This is a genomic window from Micromonospora sp. NPDC048835 (genome assembly GCF_040649995.1).
Taxonomy (GTDB): Bacteria; Actinomycetota; Actinomycetes; order Mycobacteriales; family Micromonosporaceae; genus Micromonospora.
In genome coordinates this window covers 378878-393852 of record NZ_JBEZGM010000002.1, presented here as the reverse complement: position 1 = coordinate 393852, position 14975 = coordinate 378878, and the positions used below count along the sequence as shown (strand labels likewise).

The window sequence follows — 14975 nt, the reverse complement described above, 5'->3', positions numbered from 1 at the left end:
CGGGCTCAGAGGTACATGCCGGTGCGGTGCTCCGACTCGTCGCGCCGGACCGGCTTGTCGCCCTCGCCGAAGAACCGCTTGCCCCCGAACTCGCCGTGCAGACGGTCGTCCAACTCGTCGGCGAGACCGGTCATCACCTGCACCGCGAGCATCAGATGGGTCGCCTGGAAGTTCCGGCCGAACACCGGGATGGACGCCCACACCGTGTCGTCGGCGCAGTAGAGGCGGCCGATCGGCATCCGGTTCGTCAGCTCGGAGAGCTTCACGTAGAGCCGCTCGGTCGGCTCCACCTCGGTGAGCACCGGGGAGAAGACGTCGACCAGGGGCGGATTGTCGCGTACCCGCACGAAGACCATCGCCGATCCGGCCCGGATGGTGATGTCGCCGTCCGAGTCGATCTGCAACCGGTCGGTGTCCGACTTCAACATCGTGGAGACCACCGTCCGGACCCGGTCGGCCAGGTCGAGCACGTCGTCCCGCTCGGCCTGCGCGGCGGCCGCCTCGGCCAACGCCTCCTCCAGGTCCGCTTCGACGTCGGCGTCCGGGCCGAACTCGCTGCGCGCCGTGCCGAGCGGTTCCACGGCCAGCGGTTCGCCCTCGGCATCGTGCACCAGATAGACGAGGAAGGCCGGGTGCGGGGCACCGTAGACGTCCCGCAGCGTGCGGGAGAGCAGCGTGGCAACCTGGGTCGACTCGGCCGTCGTGGCGTTCAACCCGAAGGAACCGCCGGAGCCGGCGACCACCCCCGGCGGGGACCAACCGAGCGCGACCATGTCCGCCACCGCGCCCCGGTCCAGTCGGTAGCCGGCCGGCAGGGTGGCGTTCCCGACCGCGCGGGCGGACAGCACCCGGTCCGCGTCCACGTCGACGCTTATCGAATAGACGGCGTCTCCGGTGCCGGAGGCGGTGGGGTCCAGGGTCACGTCGAGGTGCGTGCCGACCGGAAGTTCCCGCAGCCGTACGGCGAGGGCACGGGCGAACTCCCGCCACGCCTCGGTCACCTTCGCCCGCAGGTCGGTGGTGCTGGGCTCGTCGAGCAGGATCGACTCCGCCGGCTCAGTCGAAGCGCCGGGCAGCTCACCGTGCGGGGCCGAGGGGTGGTCAGCCGTCATGATCGCCTCCGTCCGTCACGATCACCCTACCCACGCCGCCGAACTGTCGAATCAGCCCGGACCGGGATCGGACAGCGGCGGTCAGGGGGCCGCCGGGTCCGCAGGGTCCGCGCCCAGCTCGACCGGCCAACTGCCGGCGAGCGCACTGAGCCGGGCCGCGACGTCCGCCGGATCCGCGCCCCGACCAACCGCCAACCCGAAGAGGTACGCGGTGACCGGCGCACCCGGACGCAGCACCTGATGGGCGACGTCCCGGGCCAGGTCCAGCACCGCCGGCACCGGCACCCCGGCCGCATCCAGATCCAACTCGGCGCAGACCGCCGTGACCCAGTCGTCCATCACCGTCATCGCGCCCACTCCTCCGCCCGGCGTACGTCCTCGTCAGTGTCGCAGTCGAACCACGGCGGCGGGCCCTCGCCGGACCAGGCCACCTCCCGCACGACGAGACCGGCAAGCAACGCGCGGACCGGGGCTCCGGAGAGGCTGCCACCCCGCTCGGCCGTCAGCCGGTGCACCGCCGCCCGCAGTGCGGCGACCCGCCAGACACCGCAGAGCGACTGCCGCCGCCCGTCCCCGTCCACGAAGCACGCCCCGTCAGGTCGCCGCTCGCTGGCGGGGCCGCCGCGGGCCGACGGCGCCGGAGCGAGGCCGTCGCGGGCCGGTTCGGTGTCGGAGGTCTCCAGGTCGAGGTGGTTGAGCAGGTCCCCAATCGCGGCCCGGGTGAGCAGCGGCAGATCGGCGGCGAGCAGCGCGACCAGGCTGGTGTCGGGATCCAGCAGGGCAAGGCCGGCAGCCGCCGCGGCGACCGGGCCCCCGCCGGGTGGGTCCTCCCGGACGACCCGCACACCCGGCGGTACGGCGTCGGCCGGACCGACAAGCACCCGTGGCGTCGCGTCGGCGACGGCGGCGAACACCCGGTCACGCATCGCCCGACCGCCGACCGGGAGCGCGGGCTTGTCGACCCCGCCCATCCGTCGGGCGGCCCCACCCGCGAGCACCACAGCGGCGTACGTCTCCACTCGGCCACGGTAGCCGTGCCAGCGCCCAATCGTGCCGGTGCTCGGTCCGGCCCGATCGCGGGCCCTCATCGGCCTACTCCGACCCTGCTGGCCCGACCCCTCGCCCCGGTGATCATGAAGTTGCCGCTCGACACGCCGACGACACGCGGGGGAAACTTCATGATCGACGCGCCAGGGTGGTGGTTGGGGTGGGTCTCCTGCGGCCGGTGATGTGCGGGCGTGCCGGCCTCGGGTGCAGGATGGCGGAATGGGACGGGCAACTGATCGACGGCGTGTACTCCGGATCGACCTGGACGAGGCGACCGCCGGGCGTACGTCGGTCCGTCGACCGGACACCCTCGCGGTGGAGGAGCCGCTGGAGATCCGGGTCGGCCTGGCCGGTCCCGGCCGACGTAAGCCGCTCGCCGTCACCATGCGTACCCCCGGCGACGATCTGGACCTGGCCATCGGGTTCCTGCTTACGGAGGGGCTGATCCGGTCGACCGACGACGTGCTGACCGCGCAGCTCTGCGCCGGCGCGGAGACGCCGAACACGTACAACGTGGTCGACGTGGTGCTCGCCCCCGACGTACCGGAACCGACCGCCGACCCGTCCCGGAACTTCTACACGACCAGTTCCTGCGGGGTCTGCGGCAAGGCGAGCATCGACGCGGTACGCACCCGGTCGCTCTTCCCGGTCGCGGCGGACCCGCTGCGCGTGCCGGCCACGCTCCTCGCCGAGCTGCCCGACCGGTTGCGCGCCGCTCAGCGGGGCTTCGATCGGACTGGCGGGCTACACGCGGCGGGGCTGTTCACCCCCGATGGTGAGCTGGTGGTGCTTCGGGAGGACGTAGGCCGACACAACGCAGTGGACAAGGTGATCGGCTGGGCCGTACGGGAACGCCGGCTGCCACTCGCCGGGCACCTGCTGCTGGTCTCCGGTCGGGCCAGCTTCGAGCTGACCCAGAAGGCGTGGATGGCCGGGCTGCCACTGCTCGCCGCGGTGTCCGCTCCGAGCACCCTCGCCGCCGAACTTGCCGACGAGGCGGGCATGACACTCGTCGGCTTCCTGCGCGGACGGACCATGAACGTCTACACCGGGCCGCACCGGGTCACCGTCGAGCAGCCCGCCTGACGCGAGCAGCGGGTCATCTACCGACCCGGTCGATGAGGTCGAACAGGGCCAGCCGTGCGGCGGCGTCGCGGGCGATCAGGAAACCGGCGATGCCGAGGATCCAGCCCAGCGCGCTGCCCGCCTTCGTGACGATCCAGGCGTTCAGGCGGGCCAGCACCGGCTCAACCAGTCGCGGGCGGGCCACCCTGGCCCCCAGCAACAACACCGCCGGCAGCACCATGACCAGGCAGTACCCGGTGAGCAGCCCCACCACGGTCATCGCTCCCACCTCCGAGGTGGCCAACAGACCCACCGCACCGAGGTACGGGAGCATCGTCGCCACCTCGGCAAGCGCAGCGAGCAGCGCGAGCCCGACCAGCCAACGGGCCGAGGAGTCCCCGGCGGTGGCCCGGTCCCGCCAGCGCAACACACCACCGGTACGGGGACGCCGCTTGCCGTCGTAACGGAAGCTGAGCGCCAGCATTCCCACGCCGAGGACGAGTTGCGCCCAGAGGACAGCCCGGTTGTCCAGTGCGCCGCCCAGCGCCTCGCCGAGCGCGCTGCCGCCCCAGACCAGCAGCAGCCCGACGGCGAGGTAGAACGCCGCGATGGTGGCGAGGTAGCCCAGGATCCGCCGAACGTTCACCGGCCCGGGGGAGAGCAGCAACCAGACGGGGATGAAGAGGGTGCCGATGCTGGTGCTGTCGATCAACGCCAGCCCGGCCAGCGACAGCAGCAACTCGGGGGTCATGTCGTACCAGTGCGGGAAACGGCCACGAGATCGATTTTCTGGCGGCGGTTGCCCTGCCGCGTCGGCCGTGGACAGGAACAACGCGTACATCGTTCGACGGAGGGCGCCGCCGGAGGACGGGGACCACGCCGCCAGCCGTCCACCCACCGATGTCGACACCCTGATCAGCCGGGGCGGCGACGGTGCCGGCGTCAGGCCAGGTCGAGGATGCTCCACCTGGCGGGAAGCACCTTCGCCGCCGCTGCGGGTCGCACTGTCGCGTAGTGCGCCTCGTAAGTGAGGGCCACACGGGCGGCATGGCCGAATGAGATGTCGCCGTCCACAGCGCGGGCCAGCCTGCCGGCGTCCTGCACGTCCCCAACATCGAGCGGCAGCAGACGGATCATCGGGGCAGTCACCATCAGGGCCAGCAGCGCGGCGTCGATCTCGTCGGCCACACTCGCGTAGGCAGCCGCCAGACAGGCCGCCGGGACGGCCACCTGCCGACCCTCGTCGGCGACCTCGAGCATCAACTCCCCCACCGCGACGTTGCCCTCGAGATAGGCGGTCAGCGCCGACGCGTCGAACACGGCAGCGATCTCGCTCATCCGGCGCGGCCCAACATCCGGCGTCCCTCGGCCAACGCGTCTGCCGGGATGGGGGTCGCCAGGCGCTCCCGCCACCGGGCCCTGCCCGCCTCGGTCACCTCGATGCCGGCTCGCCGCAGCACCTCGTCGAGGTGCGTCCCGCGCATCTGGGCCCGTACCGCCGCGGTGATGGCGGACGAGACGTTGGGCTGCCTGTCGAGCCACTCCGCGACGTCGTCGGGGAGGCTCACGGAGCGCTTCACTGTCACGTGCGCCAGCCTAGCAATTCTGGTAGCACCAGCGGTACTACCGCGCGGATGATCGCTTCCTTCAACGCTGGTCACGTCGCCGCCTCCTGCGCGGACGGATGACGCCGGGCATGCCGACCGACGGCCAGCCGTCCAGCTCCGCCGGGGGGACGCCGCGCCGGAGCAGGTCATCCAGCAGCAGGGCCAGTGAGTAGTCGGGGTGCAGGTCGAGCGTGCGTTCGAGCGCGACCGCCGCCAACGCGCCCTGCCCAGCTCGCCAGGCGGCGAACGCCAGCAGCGCACCGGGGGCGGCGGCCACCTCCGGCTCTGCCCGGCGCAGCACGTCGGTCCAGAGGGCGATGTCGTCGTCCCGACCGTCGGTGCGTTCCCACGCGTGGTCCCGGACCGGCAGATGGGTCATCAGCAGGCTCAGCCAGGCCACTTCGTCGTCGTCCAGCCGTTCCCCACGCCGTTGCCGGCGCTGGGCCGCGCGGACCGCCGCCACCCCGGCGGAGCGCAGCGCCCGTGCGCCGAGCAGGTCGCTCTCGGGCGCGTGCTCGACCAACTCGGCACGTCTCAGCTCGGCGCGGGCGCTGGCCGCACGAGCCGCCTCCCGGGCCGGGCCGTCGACCGGGGCCACCTGCGCCACCAGGGCGGCCCGATCGGGGAGCGCGACCTGGCCGGCGAAGACCGCCGAGGCGGTCACCCGACTGGCCGTCGGGTCGTAGCGGCGCCCCTCCGGAGGGCAGCAGTCGGGCTCGGTGCAGAGGTAGGACCACCAGCGACCGTCGGTCACCCGCACTGCGTCGAGCACCTGCAGGCCGGTGTCGTCAAGCGCGTCGCGCACCGCGTCCACGGCCGGAGTGACCCGATCCGGCTGCCCGTAACCCACCACGGTGGCGGCCTCCGCGCCCTGCCGGCGGATCACCCCGGCCAGGTGCGCGGCCAACCCGCCCGGGTCGGCCGGGTCGGGCAGGTCGGCACGGGCGGCGAAGATGATCTGTCGGCCGACGAGTGCCACGGCGACCACGCTGTCGGTGGGGTGGAACCCGAGCAGGTACGGCACAGCGGCGATCAGGTCGGCGGGTGAGCGGACGGCGAGCTGCGGGCGTTCGGTCGAGGTCATGTCGAAAGCCTGGGGCGGAGCGCCGGCCCGGGCCACCCCTGTGGACGACACGCGGCTTATCCACAGTTACTGAGCGTGTTCTACCTGCTCACGCCCAATCCACGAGGGCGGAAAAGCGGGGGATGTCGGCGGGCGACACCTGGCTGTCGTAAGGAGCAGTTACCGTGCGCTGATGGACCTGGCGTATCTGCGCGCACATCCGGCACACCTCCCGACCTTCCGGACCCATCAGCGGCTCCGGGAGACCCCGGTCGCCGGTGGAAACATCTGCGCAGCCGTCCGCCTCACCCTCGACGACGGGCACTCCGTCTTCGCCAAGTCGTGGCCGGAGGGCACCGACCGACAGGTGCCAGAGGGTTTCTTCGCCGCCGAGGCCGCCGGCCTGCGCTGGCTGCGGGAGGCGGGCGTGGTCGGCGTACCCGAGGTGATCGTGGTTCTGCCGGAGCTGCTGGCGCTCGACTGGGTGGAGCCCGGTGAGCCGACGCCGGAGGCCGCGGAGCGCTTCGGCCGTGAGCTGGCCGGGCTGCACCGGGCGGGCGCACCCGCGTTCGGCGCGACCTGGCCCGGTTTCATCGGCTCGCTCCCCCAGGACAACACCCCCACCGACGGGCGCTGGTCGACGTGGTTCGCCGAGCGGCGCCTCACCCCCTACCTACGACTGTCGGTCGACGCTGGCGGGCTGACCAGCGCCGATGCCACCATCGTCGAGCAGGCGATCGGTCGCCTCGACGGGCTCGGCGGCGACGAGCCGCCCGCACGCATCCACGGCGACCTGTGGCCGGGCAACGTGCTGTGGGGGGCCGACGACCGGGCCTGGCTGGTCGACCCGGCAGCGCACGGCGGGCACCGGGAGACGGATCTCGCCCAGCTCGCCCTCTTCGGCGGCATCGCCCACCTCGATCGGGTGCTCGCCGCCTACCAGGAGAGTTGGCCGCTACCGGATGGCTGGCGTGCCCGGGTGCCGGTGCATCAGCTGCACCTCCTTCTCGTACACACCGCACTCTTCGGTGCCGGCTTCCGAGATGCGGTCGTCCAGACCGCCCGTGCCGTCCTCGGCCGGGCCGAGCGCGCTACGGTCGTCAGGTGAGCGTCGCCCCGGGGACCGACGGCGTCCTCGTCGACCGGTACGGCCGCGTCGCCCGGGACCTGCGCGTGTCCCTCACCGACAAGTGCAACCTGCGCTGCACCTACTGCATGCCTGCGGAAGGGCTGCCCTGGCTGGCCGGCCCCGAGCTGCTGACCGACGAGGAGATCGTCCGGCTGGTCCGGGTGGCGATCGAGCTGCTCGGTGTGACCGAGGTGCGGTTCACCGGCGGTGAGCCGCTGATCCGAGCCGGGCTCGTCGACATCGTGACGGCGGTCGCCGCCCTCGAACCCCGCCCCCGGGTCTCGCTGACCACCAACGGCATCGGCCTCGACCGGCTGGCCCCGGCATTGCGGACGGCCGGCCTGGCCCGGGTGAACGTCTCACTGGACACCCTGGACCCGGACCGGTTCACCACGCTCACCCGCCGCCCCCGTCTGGACGCGGTGCTGGCCGGGCTCGCCGGAGCGGCAGCCGCCGGCCTCAATCCCGTAAAGATCAATTCAGTGCTGATGCGCGGTGTCAACGAGGACGAGGCCCCGGCGCTGCTCCGCTTCGCCCTCGACCACGACTACCAGCTACGGATCATCGAGCAGATGCCGTTGGACGCCCAGCACGGTTGGGCCCGCGACACGATGGTCACCGCCGAGGAGATCCTGGCGTCCCTGCGTACCGTGTTCGACCTCAGCCCGGACCCGGACGAGCGCGGCGCCGCACCGGCCGAGACCTGGCTCGTCGACGGGGGCCCCGCCCGGGTCGGTGTGATCGCCAGCGTCACCCGCCCCTTCTGCGGAGACTGCGACCGCACCCGGTTGACCGCCGACGGTCAGGTCCGCGCCTGCCTCTTCGCCACCGAGGAGTCGGATCTGCGCGCCGCGCTCCGCGCCGGCGCCGACGACGCCGAGTTGGCCCGACGCTGGCGAACGGCGATGTGGGGCAAGCGCGCCGGGCACGGCATCGACGATCCCACCTTCCTCCAGCCGACCCGCCCGATGTCCGCGATCGGAGGCTGACCATGCAGGTGGCACCGCTCACCGTCCGCTACTTCGCGGGTGCCCGCGCCGCCGCGGGCCGCACCGAGGAGGCCCTCCCCGGCGGGCGGTCACTCGACGACCTCACGGCCGAGCTGACCCAGCGTCACGGCGACCGACTCGCCGGGGTGCTGCGGGTGGCGAGTTTCCTCGTGAACGGCGTCACCTGTCATGATCGTCAGGCACCCCTACCGGCCGGGGCCACGATCGATGTCCTGCCCCCGTTTGCGGGCGGCTGAGGGAGGCGCGCTCATGATTGCGGTTCTGGGGTTCGTGGCCGTCCTGGCGCTGGTCACCGGTCTCATCCACCTCTACCTGTGGAAGCGGCTGGTCAGGGACACCACCACGCCGGGTCGCTGGCGGCGCGTCGGCGGGATCGCGGCTCTGGTGCTGGCCCTGCTCGTGCCGGTCACGATGGCCGGCACGCAGGCCGGGCTCTACTGGCTCGCCTGGCCGGGCTACCTGTGGCTCGCGTTGATGTTCTACCTGCTGATCGTGCTGGTGGTCCTGGAAGTGCCGATGCTCGTCGCCCGGCTGGTGCTGCGCCGCCGGGTGGTCGCCGCGGAGCCCACCACCGCCGCGCCCGAGCCGGTGCTCGTCGGTGCCGCCGGGCCGACCGAGCCTCCGGCCACCGGCGCCGTCGCGACACCGGACCACGACCCTTCCCGTCGGCTGCTGCTCGCCCGTGGGGCGGCCATCTTCGCCGGCCTCACCGCCACCGGCGTCGTGGGGTACGGCGTCCGCACCGCCCTCGGCCCGCCGCAGCTCGACCGGGTACGGATCCCGCTCGCCAAACTCCCCCGCAGCATGGACGGTCTGCGCATCGCCACCGTCTCCGACATCCACCTCGGTCCGCTGCGCGGCCGGGCGCACACCGAGCGGATCGTCGCCGCGATCAACCGGCTCGACGCGGACATCGTCGCGGTCGTCGGTGACCTGGTCGACGGCTCCGTCGCCGAGTTGGGCTCGGCCGCCGAGCCGCTGCGTGACCTGCGCTCCCGCTACGGGAGTTTCTTCGTGACCGGCAACCACGAGTACTACTCCGGCGTGGAGGAGTGGGTGCAGGAGGTCGACCGGCTCGGCCTGCGGGTGCTGCAAAACCGGCGGCAGGAGATCCAGGCCCGAGGCGGTGTGCTCGACCTGGCCGGTGTGAACGACCTCACCGGGGCGGGCACCGGCCTCGCCGCCGGGCCGGACTTCGCCGCCGCCCTCGGTGACCGCGACCCGAGCCGACCCGTTGTCCTGCTCGCGCACCAGCCACTGGCGGCCAAGGAGGCCGCCCGGTACGGCGTCGACCTGCAACTGTCCGGGCACACCCACGGCGGGCAGATGGTGCCGTTCAACCTGGCCGTCCGGCTGGAGCAGCCGGTGGTCAGCGGGCTCGGTGAGGTCGACGGCACCAAGGTGTACGTGACCAACGGCGCCGGTTTCTGGGGCCCGCCGGTCCGGGTGGGCGCGGAGCCGCAGATCAGTCTGGTCGAGCTGCGCTCGGCATAGCGGAGGTCACGTCCGCGCGTGGCGGCGGGTGGCCGGCGCGGCGGGCGTGACAGGATGCGGCGTGCCCCCGTTCAGCGCCGTACCCCCCGGTGGCCTACCGCCATTCGTCGCGGACCTGCACATCCACTCGAAGTACTCGCGCGCGTGCAGCCGTGACCTCACCCTGCCGAACCTCGCGTGGTGGGCCCGACGTAAGGGCATCGGCCTGCTCGGCACCGGCGACTTCACCCACCCCGCCTGGTACGACCACCTGCGGGAGACGCTGCGCCCGGCCGAGCCGGGGCTCTACCGGCTCGCCCCGGAGGCGGAACGGGACATCGCCCGTCGGCTGCCACCCCGGCTCGCCCATACGGCGGACGCGGACCCGGTCCGTTTCATGCTGAGCGTGGAGATCTCCACCATCTACAAGCGGGACGACCGGACCCGCAAGGTGCACCACCTGATCTACCTGCCCGATCTGGACGCGGTGGCCCGGTTCAACACCGCGCTCGGCCGGATCGGCAACCTGGGCTCCGACGGCCGACCGATCCTCGGACTGGACTCCCGCGACCTGCTGGAGATCACCCTGGAGGCCAGCCCGGACGGCTACCTGGTGCCGGCGCACATCTGGACGCCGTGGTTCTCCGCGCTTGGCTCGAAGTCCGGTTTCGACGCCATCGCGGACTGCTACGCCGACCTGGCCGAGCACATCTTCGCCGTGGAGACCGGCCTCTCCTCCGACACGGCGATGAACTGGCGGGTCGGCAGCCTGGACGGCTACCAACTGGTGTCCAACTCGGACGCACACTCGCCGCCCGCGCTCGGCCGGGAGGCGACGGTGCTGACCGCCGAACGGGACTACTTCGCCGTTCGGGAGGCGCTGCGTACCGGTGACGGCCTGGCCGGCACTGTCGAGTTCTTCCCGGAGGAGGGCAAGTACCACGCGGACGGTCACCGGCTGTGTGGGGTCAACTGGTCTCCGGAGCGCACCCGGGCCGCCGGCGGGCGCTGCCCCGAGTGCGGGAAACCCCTGACCGTGGGTGTGCTCAGCCGGATCGAGGAGTTGGCCGACCGGCCGGACGGGCACCGGCCGGCGCACGCCCGCGACGTCACCCATCTGGTGCCGCTGGCCGAGATCCTCGGCGAGATCAACAAGGTGGGTGCCCGATCGAAGAAGGTCGAGGGGCGGTTCAACGAGCTACTGGGCGCGCTCGGCCCCGAGCTGGAGATCCTGACCACGACACCGCTGACCGAGATCGCGCAGGCCGGTGGTGAGCTGCTCGCGGAGGGCATCAGCCGGCTGCGGCGCGGCGACGTCCGCCGGGTGCCCGGTTACGACGGCGAGTACGGCGTGATCACGCTCTTCGACCCGGCCGAGCTGGGCACACAGGAGACGCTGTTCGACGTACCCGTGCCGGCGCAGCGACAGCCCACGGAGCCGGCTCCCCGAGGCGCGGCCAAGCGCCCGGCGGCGAAGGCGGAGCAGAAGCGGAAGCCGGTCCCGGCGCCCGCGCCACCGATCGCGCCACAGCCGTCTCCGCACGAACCGTTCGAGCCGATGCTCGCCGGCATGGAGGAGGTCGGCACCGGCCTGCTGGACCGACTGGACGCCATGCAGCGGGTGGCCGCCTCGGCACCCGGGGGGCCGCTGCTCATCGTGGCCGGTCCGGGCACCGGCAAGACCAGGACGCTCACCCACCGGATCGCGTACCTCTGCGCGGAGCTGAACGTCTTCCCCGAGCACTGCCTCGCGATCACGTTCACCCGTCGGGCCGCCGAGGAGCTGCGGCACCGCCTCGACGGCCTGCTCGGCCCGGTCGCCGAGGACGTCACGGTGGGCACCTTCCACGCGTTGGGGTTGACGATCCTGCGGGAGAACGCCGACGCGGCGGGCCTACCGGCCGGCTTCCGGATCGCCGACGACGCCGAGCGGGCGGCGGCCCGCACCGAGGCCGGCGACGACGGTGCCGCCTACACGTCGCTGCTGCGCAAGCAGGATCTGGTCGACCTGGACGAGCTGGTCACCCTGCCGGTGGAGCTGCTCCGGGCCGACCGGAAGTTGGTCGAGCGGTACCGGGACCGCTGGCGGTGGATCTTCGTCGACGAGTACCAGGACGTCGACGAGGTGCAGTACGAGCTGCTGCGGCTGCTCAGCCCTGCCAACGGCAACCTCTGCGCGATCGGCGACCCGGACCAGGCGATCTACTCGTTCCGGGGTGCCGACGTCGGCTACTTCCTGCGCTTCTCCGAGGATTTCACCGACGCCCGACTGGTCCGGCTCAACCGCAACTACCGCTCGTCGGCTCCGATCCTGGCCGCCGCCGTGCAGGCCATCGCGCCGTCCTCGCTGGTCCGGGGTCGGCGGCTGGACCCGGCCCGGCTCGACCCGGAGGCTCCGCTGGTCGGGCGCTACCCGGCGGCGTCGGTGGCCGAGGAGGCCGACTTCGTGGTGCGTACCGTCGACGACCTGGTCGGCGGGCTGTCGCACCGCTCATTGGACTCCGGCCGCATCGACGGCCGGACCACCTCGCTGTCGTTCGCCGACATCGCCGTCCTGTACCGCACCGACGCGCAGGCCGCCCCAATTGTGGACGCCCTGGCCAGGGCGAACATCCCGGTGCAGAAGCGTTCCCACGACCGGCTGCGGGATCGGCCCGGGGTGGCGGCGATCGCCCGCGAACTACGGCACGCCGACGGTCTGGACGGCGCGCTGGCCGCCCGGGTCCGGCTGGCCGGTCAGGTGGTCGCGGAGCGGTTCGCCGTGCCCACCCTGGACGGCGCGGCCAGCACGGTCCGTCCGGAGGACGTCCGCTCGGCCGTGGACCTGCTGACCCCGCTGGCCAGGCGCTGCGGCGACGATCTGGAGACCTTCCTGTCGCAGCTGGCCACCGGCGCGGAGGTGGACGCGCTCGACCCGCGCGCCGAGGCGGTCACACTGCTCACCCTGCACGCCGCGAAGGGCCTGGAGTTCCCGGTGGTCTTCCTGGTCGGCGTCGAGGACGGGCTGCTGCCGCTGCGCTGGCCGGGCTCGACACCGGACGAGGACGCCATCGCCGAGGAGCGCCGGCTCTTCTTCGTCGGCCTGACCCGGGCCCAGGACCGGCTGTACGTCAGTCACGCCGGCCGCCGCACCCGTCACGGCACCGAGCGCGACTGCGCCCCCTCGCCGTTCCTCAACACCATCGACCCGGGCCTCTTCGAACGCTTCGGCGAAGCCGAACCCCGCCGCCCCAAGGACCGCCAACTCCGCCTGATCTGAGCACCCCCACCCGCCAAGGCCCCCGCCGCCGGCCCCGCCGCCCCCGCCGCCGCCGCCCCCGCCGCCGCCGCCGCCGCCGACGATCTTGCACTTTCGGTTGCCGTTCTGCGTGAGATGCACCTTATGTCGGCACAGAAACTGCAAGATCGACGTAGGCGGGGGCGGGGCGAGGCGGGGCGGGGGCGGGGCGGGGGGGGGGTGGTCAGGTTAGGAGGACGGCTAGCCAGGTGCCTCCCAGCAGGGCCGGGCCGAGCGGTAGCAGGGTGTGTCGACGGATCCGTCGTGCGGCGAGGAGTGCGAGCACCAGACCACCGTGCAGCACGTGCGGCAGGAGCAGCCCGGTGAGCAGGGCATCCCGGCCGAGCCAGCCGAGGGGCAGGCCGAGGACGACTGCGAGCTTCACGTCCCCGAAGCCCAGTCGTGAGCCGGGCAGCAGGGCCAGCAGCACGTGCGCCGCACCTGCGACGGTCGCACCTCCAAGCGCGCCGAGCAGCCGGCCGGGGGTGCCGGACAGCAGCGCCGCGATGGTCAGCCCGCCGAGGGCCAGCAACCCGGCGACGAGCACCAGCGGGTCGGGCAGCCGCAGGCAGGCCAGGTCGACCCGGACCAGCACCAGACCGACCGCCGCGACCGCGAGGAAGACCGGCAGCGCCGGATTGTTCCCCACGGCGACGGCAAGGCCGACGAAGACGCCGGCCGCCACCGCCGGGCCGACCCAGGGCCGTCGGAGCGTCGGCGGCCCCGGAAACGCCCCGGGCCCGGCGTCCGCGGTGACGAAGCGCCGGGACACCAGGGGTACGACGAGGCCGACAAGCGCGCCGAGCAGCGCGATCGACACCAGCGCGGCAGCCGACATGGGCCGGACGTTACTGGCGGTCGCCGCCCAACGTGGCCCCCGACCGTGATCCCGTGCCCGACCGTGATCCCGTGCCCGCCCGACGTGGCCGTTCGGTGGTCACCACCAGGGCGACCCCGGCGACGATGACGGCGCCGCCGAGCAGCACCTGCGGGGTGATCGGCTCGGCCACCAGCAGCGCGCCGAGCACCACCGCGACCGCCGGGTTCACGTAGGCGTACGTCGACACCAGCGAGATCGGTGCGTTGTGCAGCAGCCAGACGTACGCGGTGAAGGCCACGAGTGAACCGGCCACCACGAGGTAGCCGAGCGCCCACCAGGACCGGGCACTGACCGCCGCCGGGTGGAAGTCGGACAGTTCGCCCCGACCGGTGGCGACGACCGCAAGCACCAGCGCGCCGGCCATCATCTCGTACACCGTGGCCACGAAGGGGTCGGCGGGCATCCGGATCCGTCCGGACAGAAACGACCCGACCGACCAGGAGGTGGCCGCCGCCACCACGGTCAACGCCCCGAGCAGCGGCACCGCGGCCGAACTCCCGCTCGGCAGCACCAGCAGGACGAGACCGGCGAAGCCCACCGTGACCCCGGCGAACGTCCAGACCGGCGGCCGGTCCCCGGTGGCCGAGCGCAACAGCACCACCAGCAGCGGCACCGTGGCCACCAGCAGGGCGGCGATGCCGGACGGCACCGCCTCTCCCGACGGCCCCGATTCGGCGATCACCACCAGGCCGTTGCCGGCGGCGAGCAGAAGAACCCCGACCAACGCGGCCGAGCCGAGTTGCCGTCGGTCCACCCGTAGCGCTCCGGGACCTCTGCGCAGTCGCAGCACCACCGCCAGCACCAGACCGGCCACGGCGAACCGGAGTGCGGCCGACAGCAGCGGAGGCAGCGTCTCCACGGCGATCCGGATGGCCAGATACGTCGAACCCCAGAGCAGGTAGACCACGATCAACGCGGTCCAGATCAAGGTCGGAGTGGTGCTGACGCGACGGCCGGCGAGGGCCGTGGCGCTCGGTGAAGGTGAGCTCATCAGGGAGACCACGCTACGGTGACCTCGGAGTCCGCGTCCCGCTTTGGTGGCCGGCCTCTCACCACTCGTGCAGGAGGGCGGCATGACGAACTACGGACAGCCGGGGGGCGACCACCCCGGGCCGTGGCGTGGGCAGCGACCCGACGAGACGCCCGGTCGCCAAGCGCAACAGCCCTACCCTCCAACGGTTCCGTCGTACCCGTCCGCGTCGCAGGGACAGTCCGGGCCGTACGGCGGGCCACCCAACCCGCCCTATGCTGGTGCGCCCTACGGCGGTGGGACGGACACGCCCTACGGCCACGACCCCCGCACGCCCTACGG

15 protein-coding genes are annotated in these 14975 nt (G+C 72.8%); 6 read left to right on the top strand and 9 right to left on the bottom strand.

Features of this window, described 5'->3' with window-relative positions; genetic code table 11:
• Window positions 1-5: 5 nt before the first annotated feature.
• The 3 genes from AB0C15_RS04285 to AB0C15_RS04275 all read right to left on the bottom strand — a co-directional run bounded on the left by AB0C15_RS04285 (window position 6) and on the right by AB0C15_RS04275 (window position 2200).
• Window positions 6-1112, bottom strand: a complete 1107-nt coding sequence (locus AB0C15_RS04285) for a hypothetical protein (protein WP_357348501.1) — start codon at window positions 1110-1112, stop codon at window positions 6-8.
• Between the two features lie 81 nt (window positions 1113-1193).
• A complete protein-coding gene (locus tag AB0C15_RS04280; RefSeq protein WP_357348500.1) occupies window positions 1194-1460 on the bottom strand; it encodes a DUF6457 domain-containing protein in 267 nt (88 codons plus the stop codon).
• On the bottom strand, window positions 1457-2200 hold the full coding sequence (locus AB0C15_RS04275; protein ID WP_357348498.1) for an NTP transferase domain-containing protein: 744 nt from the start codon (window positions 2198-2200) through the stop codon (window positions 1457-1459). Before AB0C15_RS04275 ends, AB0C15_RS04280 begins: the two co-directional genes overlap by 4 nt.
• 178 nt (window positions 2201-2378) lie before the next feature.
• Here AB0C15_RS04275 and fdhD point away from each other — a divergent pair, with 178 nt between their 5' ends.
• Complete coding sequence (fdhD, locus tag AB0C15_RS04270; protein ID WP_357348496.1) at window positions 2379-3245, top strand: formate dehydrogenase accessory sulfurtransferase FdhD; 867 nt, start codon at window positions 2379-2381, stop codon at window positions 3243-3245.
• Window positions 3246-3258: 13 nt separating this feature from the next.
• Here fdhD and AB0C15_RS04265 read toward each other — a convergent pair whose 3' ends face one another.
• From AB0C15_RS04265 to AB0C15_RS04250, 4 genes are all read right to left on the bottom strand, one after another.
• The gene (locus tag AB0C15_RS04265) at window positions 3259-4122 is read right to left on the bottom strand and encodes a GAP family protein (RefSeq protein WP_357348494.1); all 864 of its coding nucleotides are present in this window, start codon (window positions 4120-4122) and stop codon (window positions 3259-3261) included.
• A gap of 44 nt (window positions 4123-4166) precedes the next feature.
• Window positions 4167-4562 carry a hypothetical protein gene (locus tag AB0C15_RS04260; RefSeq protein ID WP_357348492.1) on the bottom strand — a complete coding sequence of 132 codons (396 nt, stop codon included), beginning with the start codon at window positions 4560-4562 and terminating at the stop codon, window positions 4167-4169.
• Window positions 4559-4810 (bottom strand): hypothetical protein, encoded by a 252-nt coding sequence (locus AB0C15_RS04255; RefSeq protein ID WP_357348490.1) that lies wholly within the window; start codon window positions 4808-4810, stop codon window positions 4559-4561. The genes AB0C15_RS04260 and AB0C15_RS04255 overlap by 4 nt, the downstream gene beginning before the upstream one ends.
• A 61-nt stretch (window positions 4811-4871) precedes the next feature.
• On the bottom strand, window positions 4872-5915 hold the full coding sequence (locus tag AB0C15_RS04250; RefSeq protein ID WP_357348488.1) for a DUF4192 domain-containing protein: 1044 nt from the start codon (window positions 5913-5915) through the stop codon (window positions 4872-4874).
• Between the two features lie 172 nt (window positions 5916-6087).
• Between AB0C15_RS04250 and AB0C15_RS04245 the strand changes: the two genes are divergently transcribed.
• From AB0C15_RS04245 to AB0C15_RS04225, 5 genes are all read left to right on the top strand, one after another.
• Window positions 6088-7002: a fructosamine kinase family protein gene (locus AB0C15_RS04245; RefSeq protein ID WP_357348487.1), complete on the top strand. Its 915-nt coding sequence runs from the start codon at window positions 6088-6090 to the stop codon at window positions 7000-7002.
• Window positions 6999-8012 carry a GTP 3',8-cyclase MoaA gene (moaA, locus tag AB0C15_RS04240; RefSeq protein ID WP_357348485.1) on the top strand — a complete coding sequence of 338 codons (1014 nt, stop codon included), beginning with the start codon at window positions 6999-7001 and terminating at the stop codon, window positions 8010-8012. The genes AB0C15_RS04245 and moaA overlap by 4 nt, the downstream gene beginning before the upstream one ends.
• 2 nt (window positions 8013-8014) lie before the next feature.
• Complete coding sequence (locus AB0C15_RS04235) at window positions 8015-8269, top strand: MoaD/ThiS family protein (RefSeq protein ID WP_357348483.1); 255 nt, start codon at window positions 8015-8017, stop codon at window positions 8267-8269.
• A gap of 13 nt (window positions 8270-8282) precedes the next feature.
• Window positions 8283-9527, top strand: coding sequence for a metallophosphoesterase (locus tag AB0C15_RS04230; protein ID WP_357348481.1), 1245 nt, complete (start codon window positions 8283-8285; stop codon window positions 9525-9527).
• 61 nt (window positions 9528-9588) lie between these two features.
• Window positions 9589-12765, top strand: a complete 3177-nt coding sequence (locus tag AB0C15_RS04225) for a UvrD-helicase domain-containing protein (RefSeq protein WP_357348480.1) — start codon at window positions 9589-9591, stop codon at window positions 12763-12765.
• A gap of 202 nt (window positions 12766-12967) precedes the next feature.
• Here AB0C15_RS04225 and AB0C15_RS04220 read toward each other — a convergent pair whose 3' ends face one another.
• Together AB0C15_RS04220 and AB0C15_RS04215 are read right to left on the bottom strand one after the other, a co-directional pair.
• Window positions 12968-13621: a prepilin peptidase gene (locus tag AB0C15_RS04220; RefSeq protein WP_357348479.1), complete on the bottom strand. Its 654-nt coding sequence runs from the start codon at window positions 13619-13621 to the stop codon at window positions 12968-12970.
• A gap of 10 nt (window positions 13622-13631) precedes the next feature.
• Complete coding sequence (locus AB0C15_RS04215; RefSeq protein WP_357348477.1) at window positions 13632-14654, bottom strand: EamA family transporter; 1023 nt, start codon at window positions 14652-14654, stop codon at window positions 13632-13634.
• Window positions 14655-14975: the final 321 nt, after the last annotated feature.

Excerpts from the sequence above, each read along its gene's own strand:
- AB0C15_RS04285 (WP_357348501.1), bottom strand. The coding sequence starts at position 1,112 with ATGACGGCTGACCACCCCTCGGCCCCGCACGGTGAGCTGCCCGGCGCT.
- AB0C15_RS04280 (WP_357348500.1), bottom strand. The coding sequence starts at position 1,460 with ATGACGGTGATGGACGACTGGGTCACGGCGGTCTGCGCCGAGTTGGAT.
- AB0C15_RS04275 (WP_357348498.1), bottom strand. The coding sequence starts at position 2,200 with ATGAGGGCCCGCGATCGGGCCGGACCGAGCACCGGCACGATTGGGCGC.
- fdhD (WP_357348496.1), top strand. The coding sequence starts at position 2,379 with ATGGGACGGGCAACTGATCGACGGCGTGTACTCCGGATCGACCTGGAC.
- AB0C15_RS04260 (WP_357348492.1), bottom strand. The coding sequence starts at position 4,562 with ATGAGCGAGATCGCTGCCGTGTTCGACGCGTCGGCGCTGACCGCCTAT.
- AB0C15_RS04250 (WP_357348488.1), bottom strand. The coding sequence starts at position 5,915 with ATGACCTCGACCGAACGCCCGCAGCTCGCCGTCCGCTCACCCGCCGAC.
- AB0C15_RS04245 (WP_357348487.1), top strand. The coding sequence starts at position 6,088 with ATGGACCTGGCGTATCTGCGCGCACATCCGGCACACCTCCCGACCTTC.
- AB0C15_RS04235 (WP_357348483.1), top strand. The coding sequence starts at position 8,015 with ATGCAGGTGGCACCGCTCACCGTCCGCTACTTCGCGGGTGCCCGCGCC.
- AB0C15_RS04230 (WP_357348481.1), top strand. The coding sequence starts at position 8,283 with ATGATTGCGGTTCTGGGGTTCGTGGCCGTCCTGGCGCTGGTCACCGGT.
- AB0C15_RS04220 (WP_357348479.1), bottom strand. The coding sequence starts at position 13,621 with ATGTCGGCTGCCGCGCTGGTGTCGATCGCGCTGCTCGGCGCGCTTGTC.
- AB0C15_RS04215 (WP_357348477.1), bottom strand. The coding sequence starts at position 14,654 with ATGAGCTCACCTTCACCGAGCGCCACGGCCCTCGCCGGCCGTCGCGTC.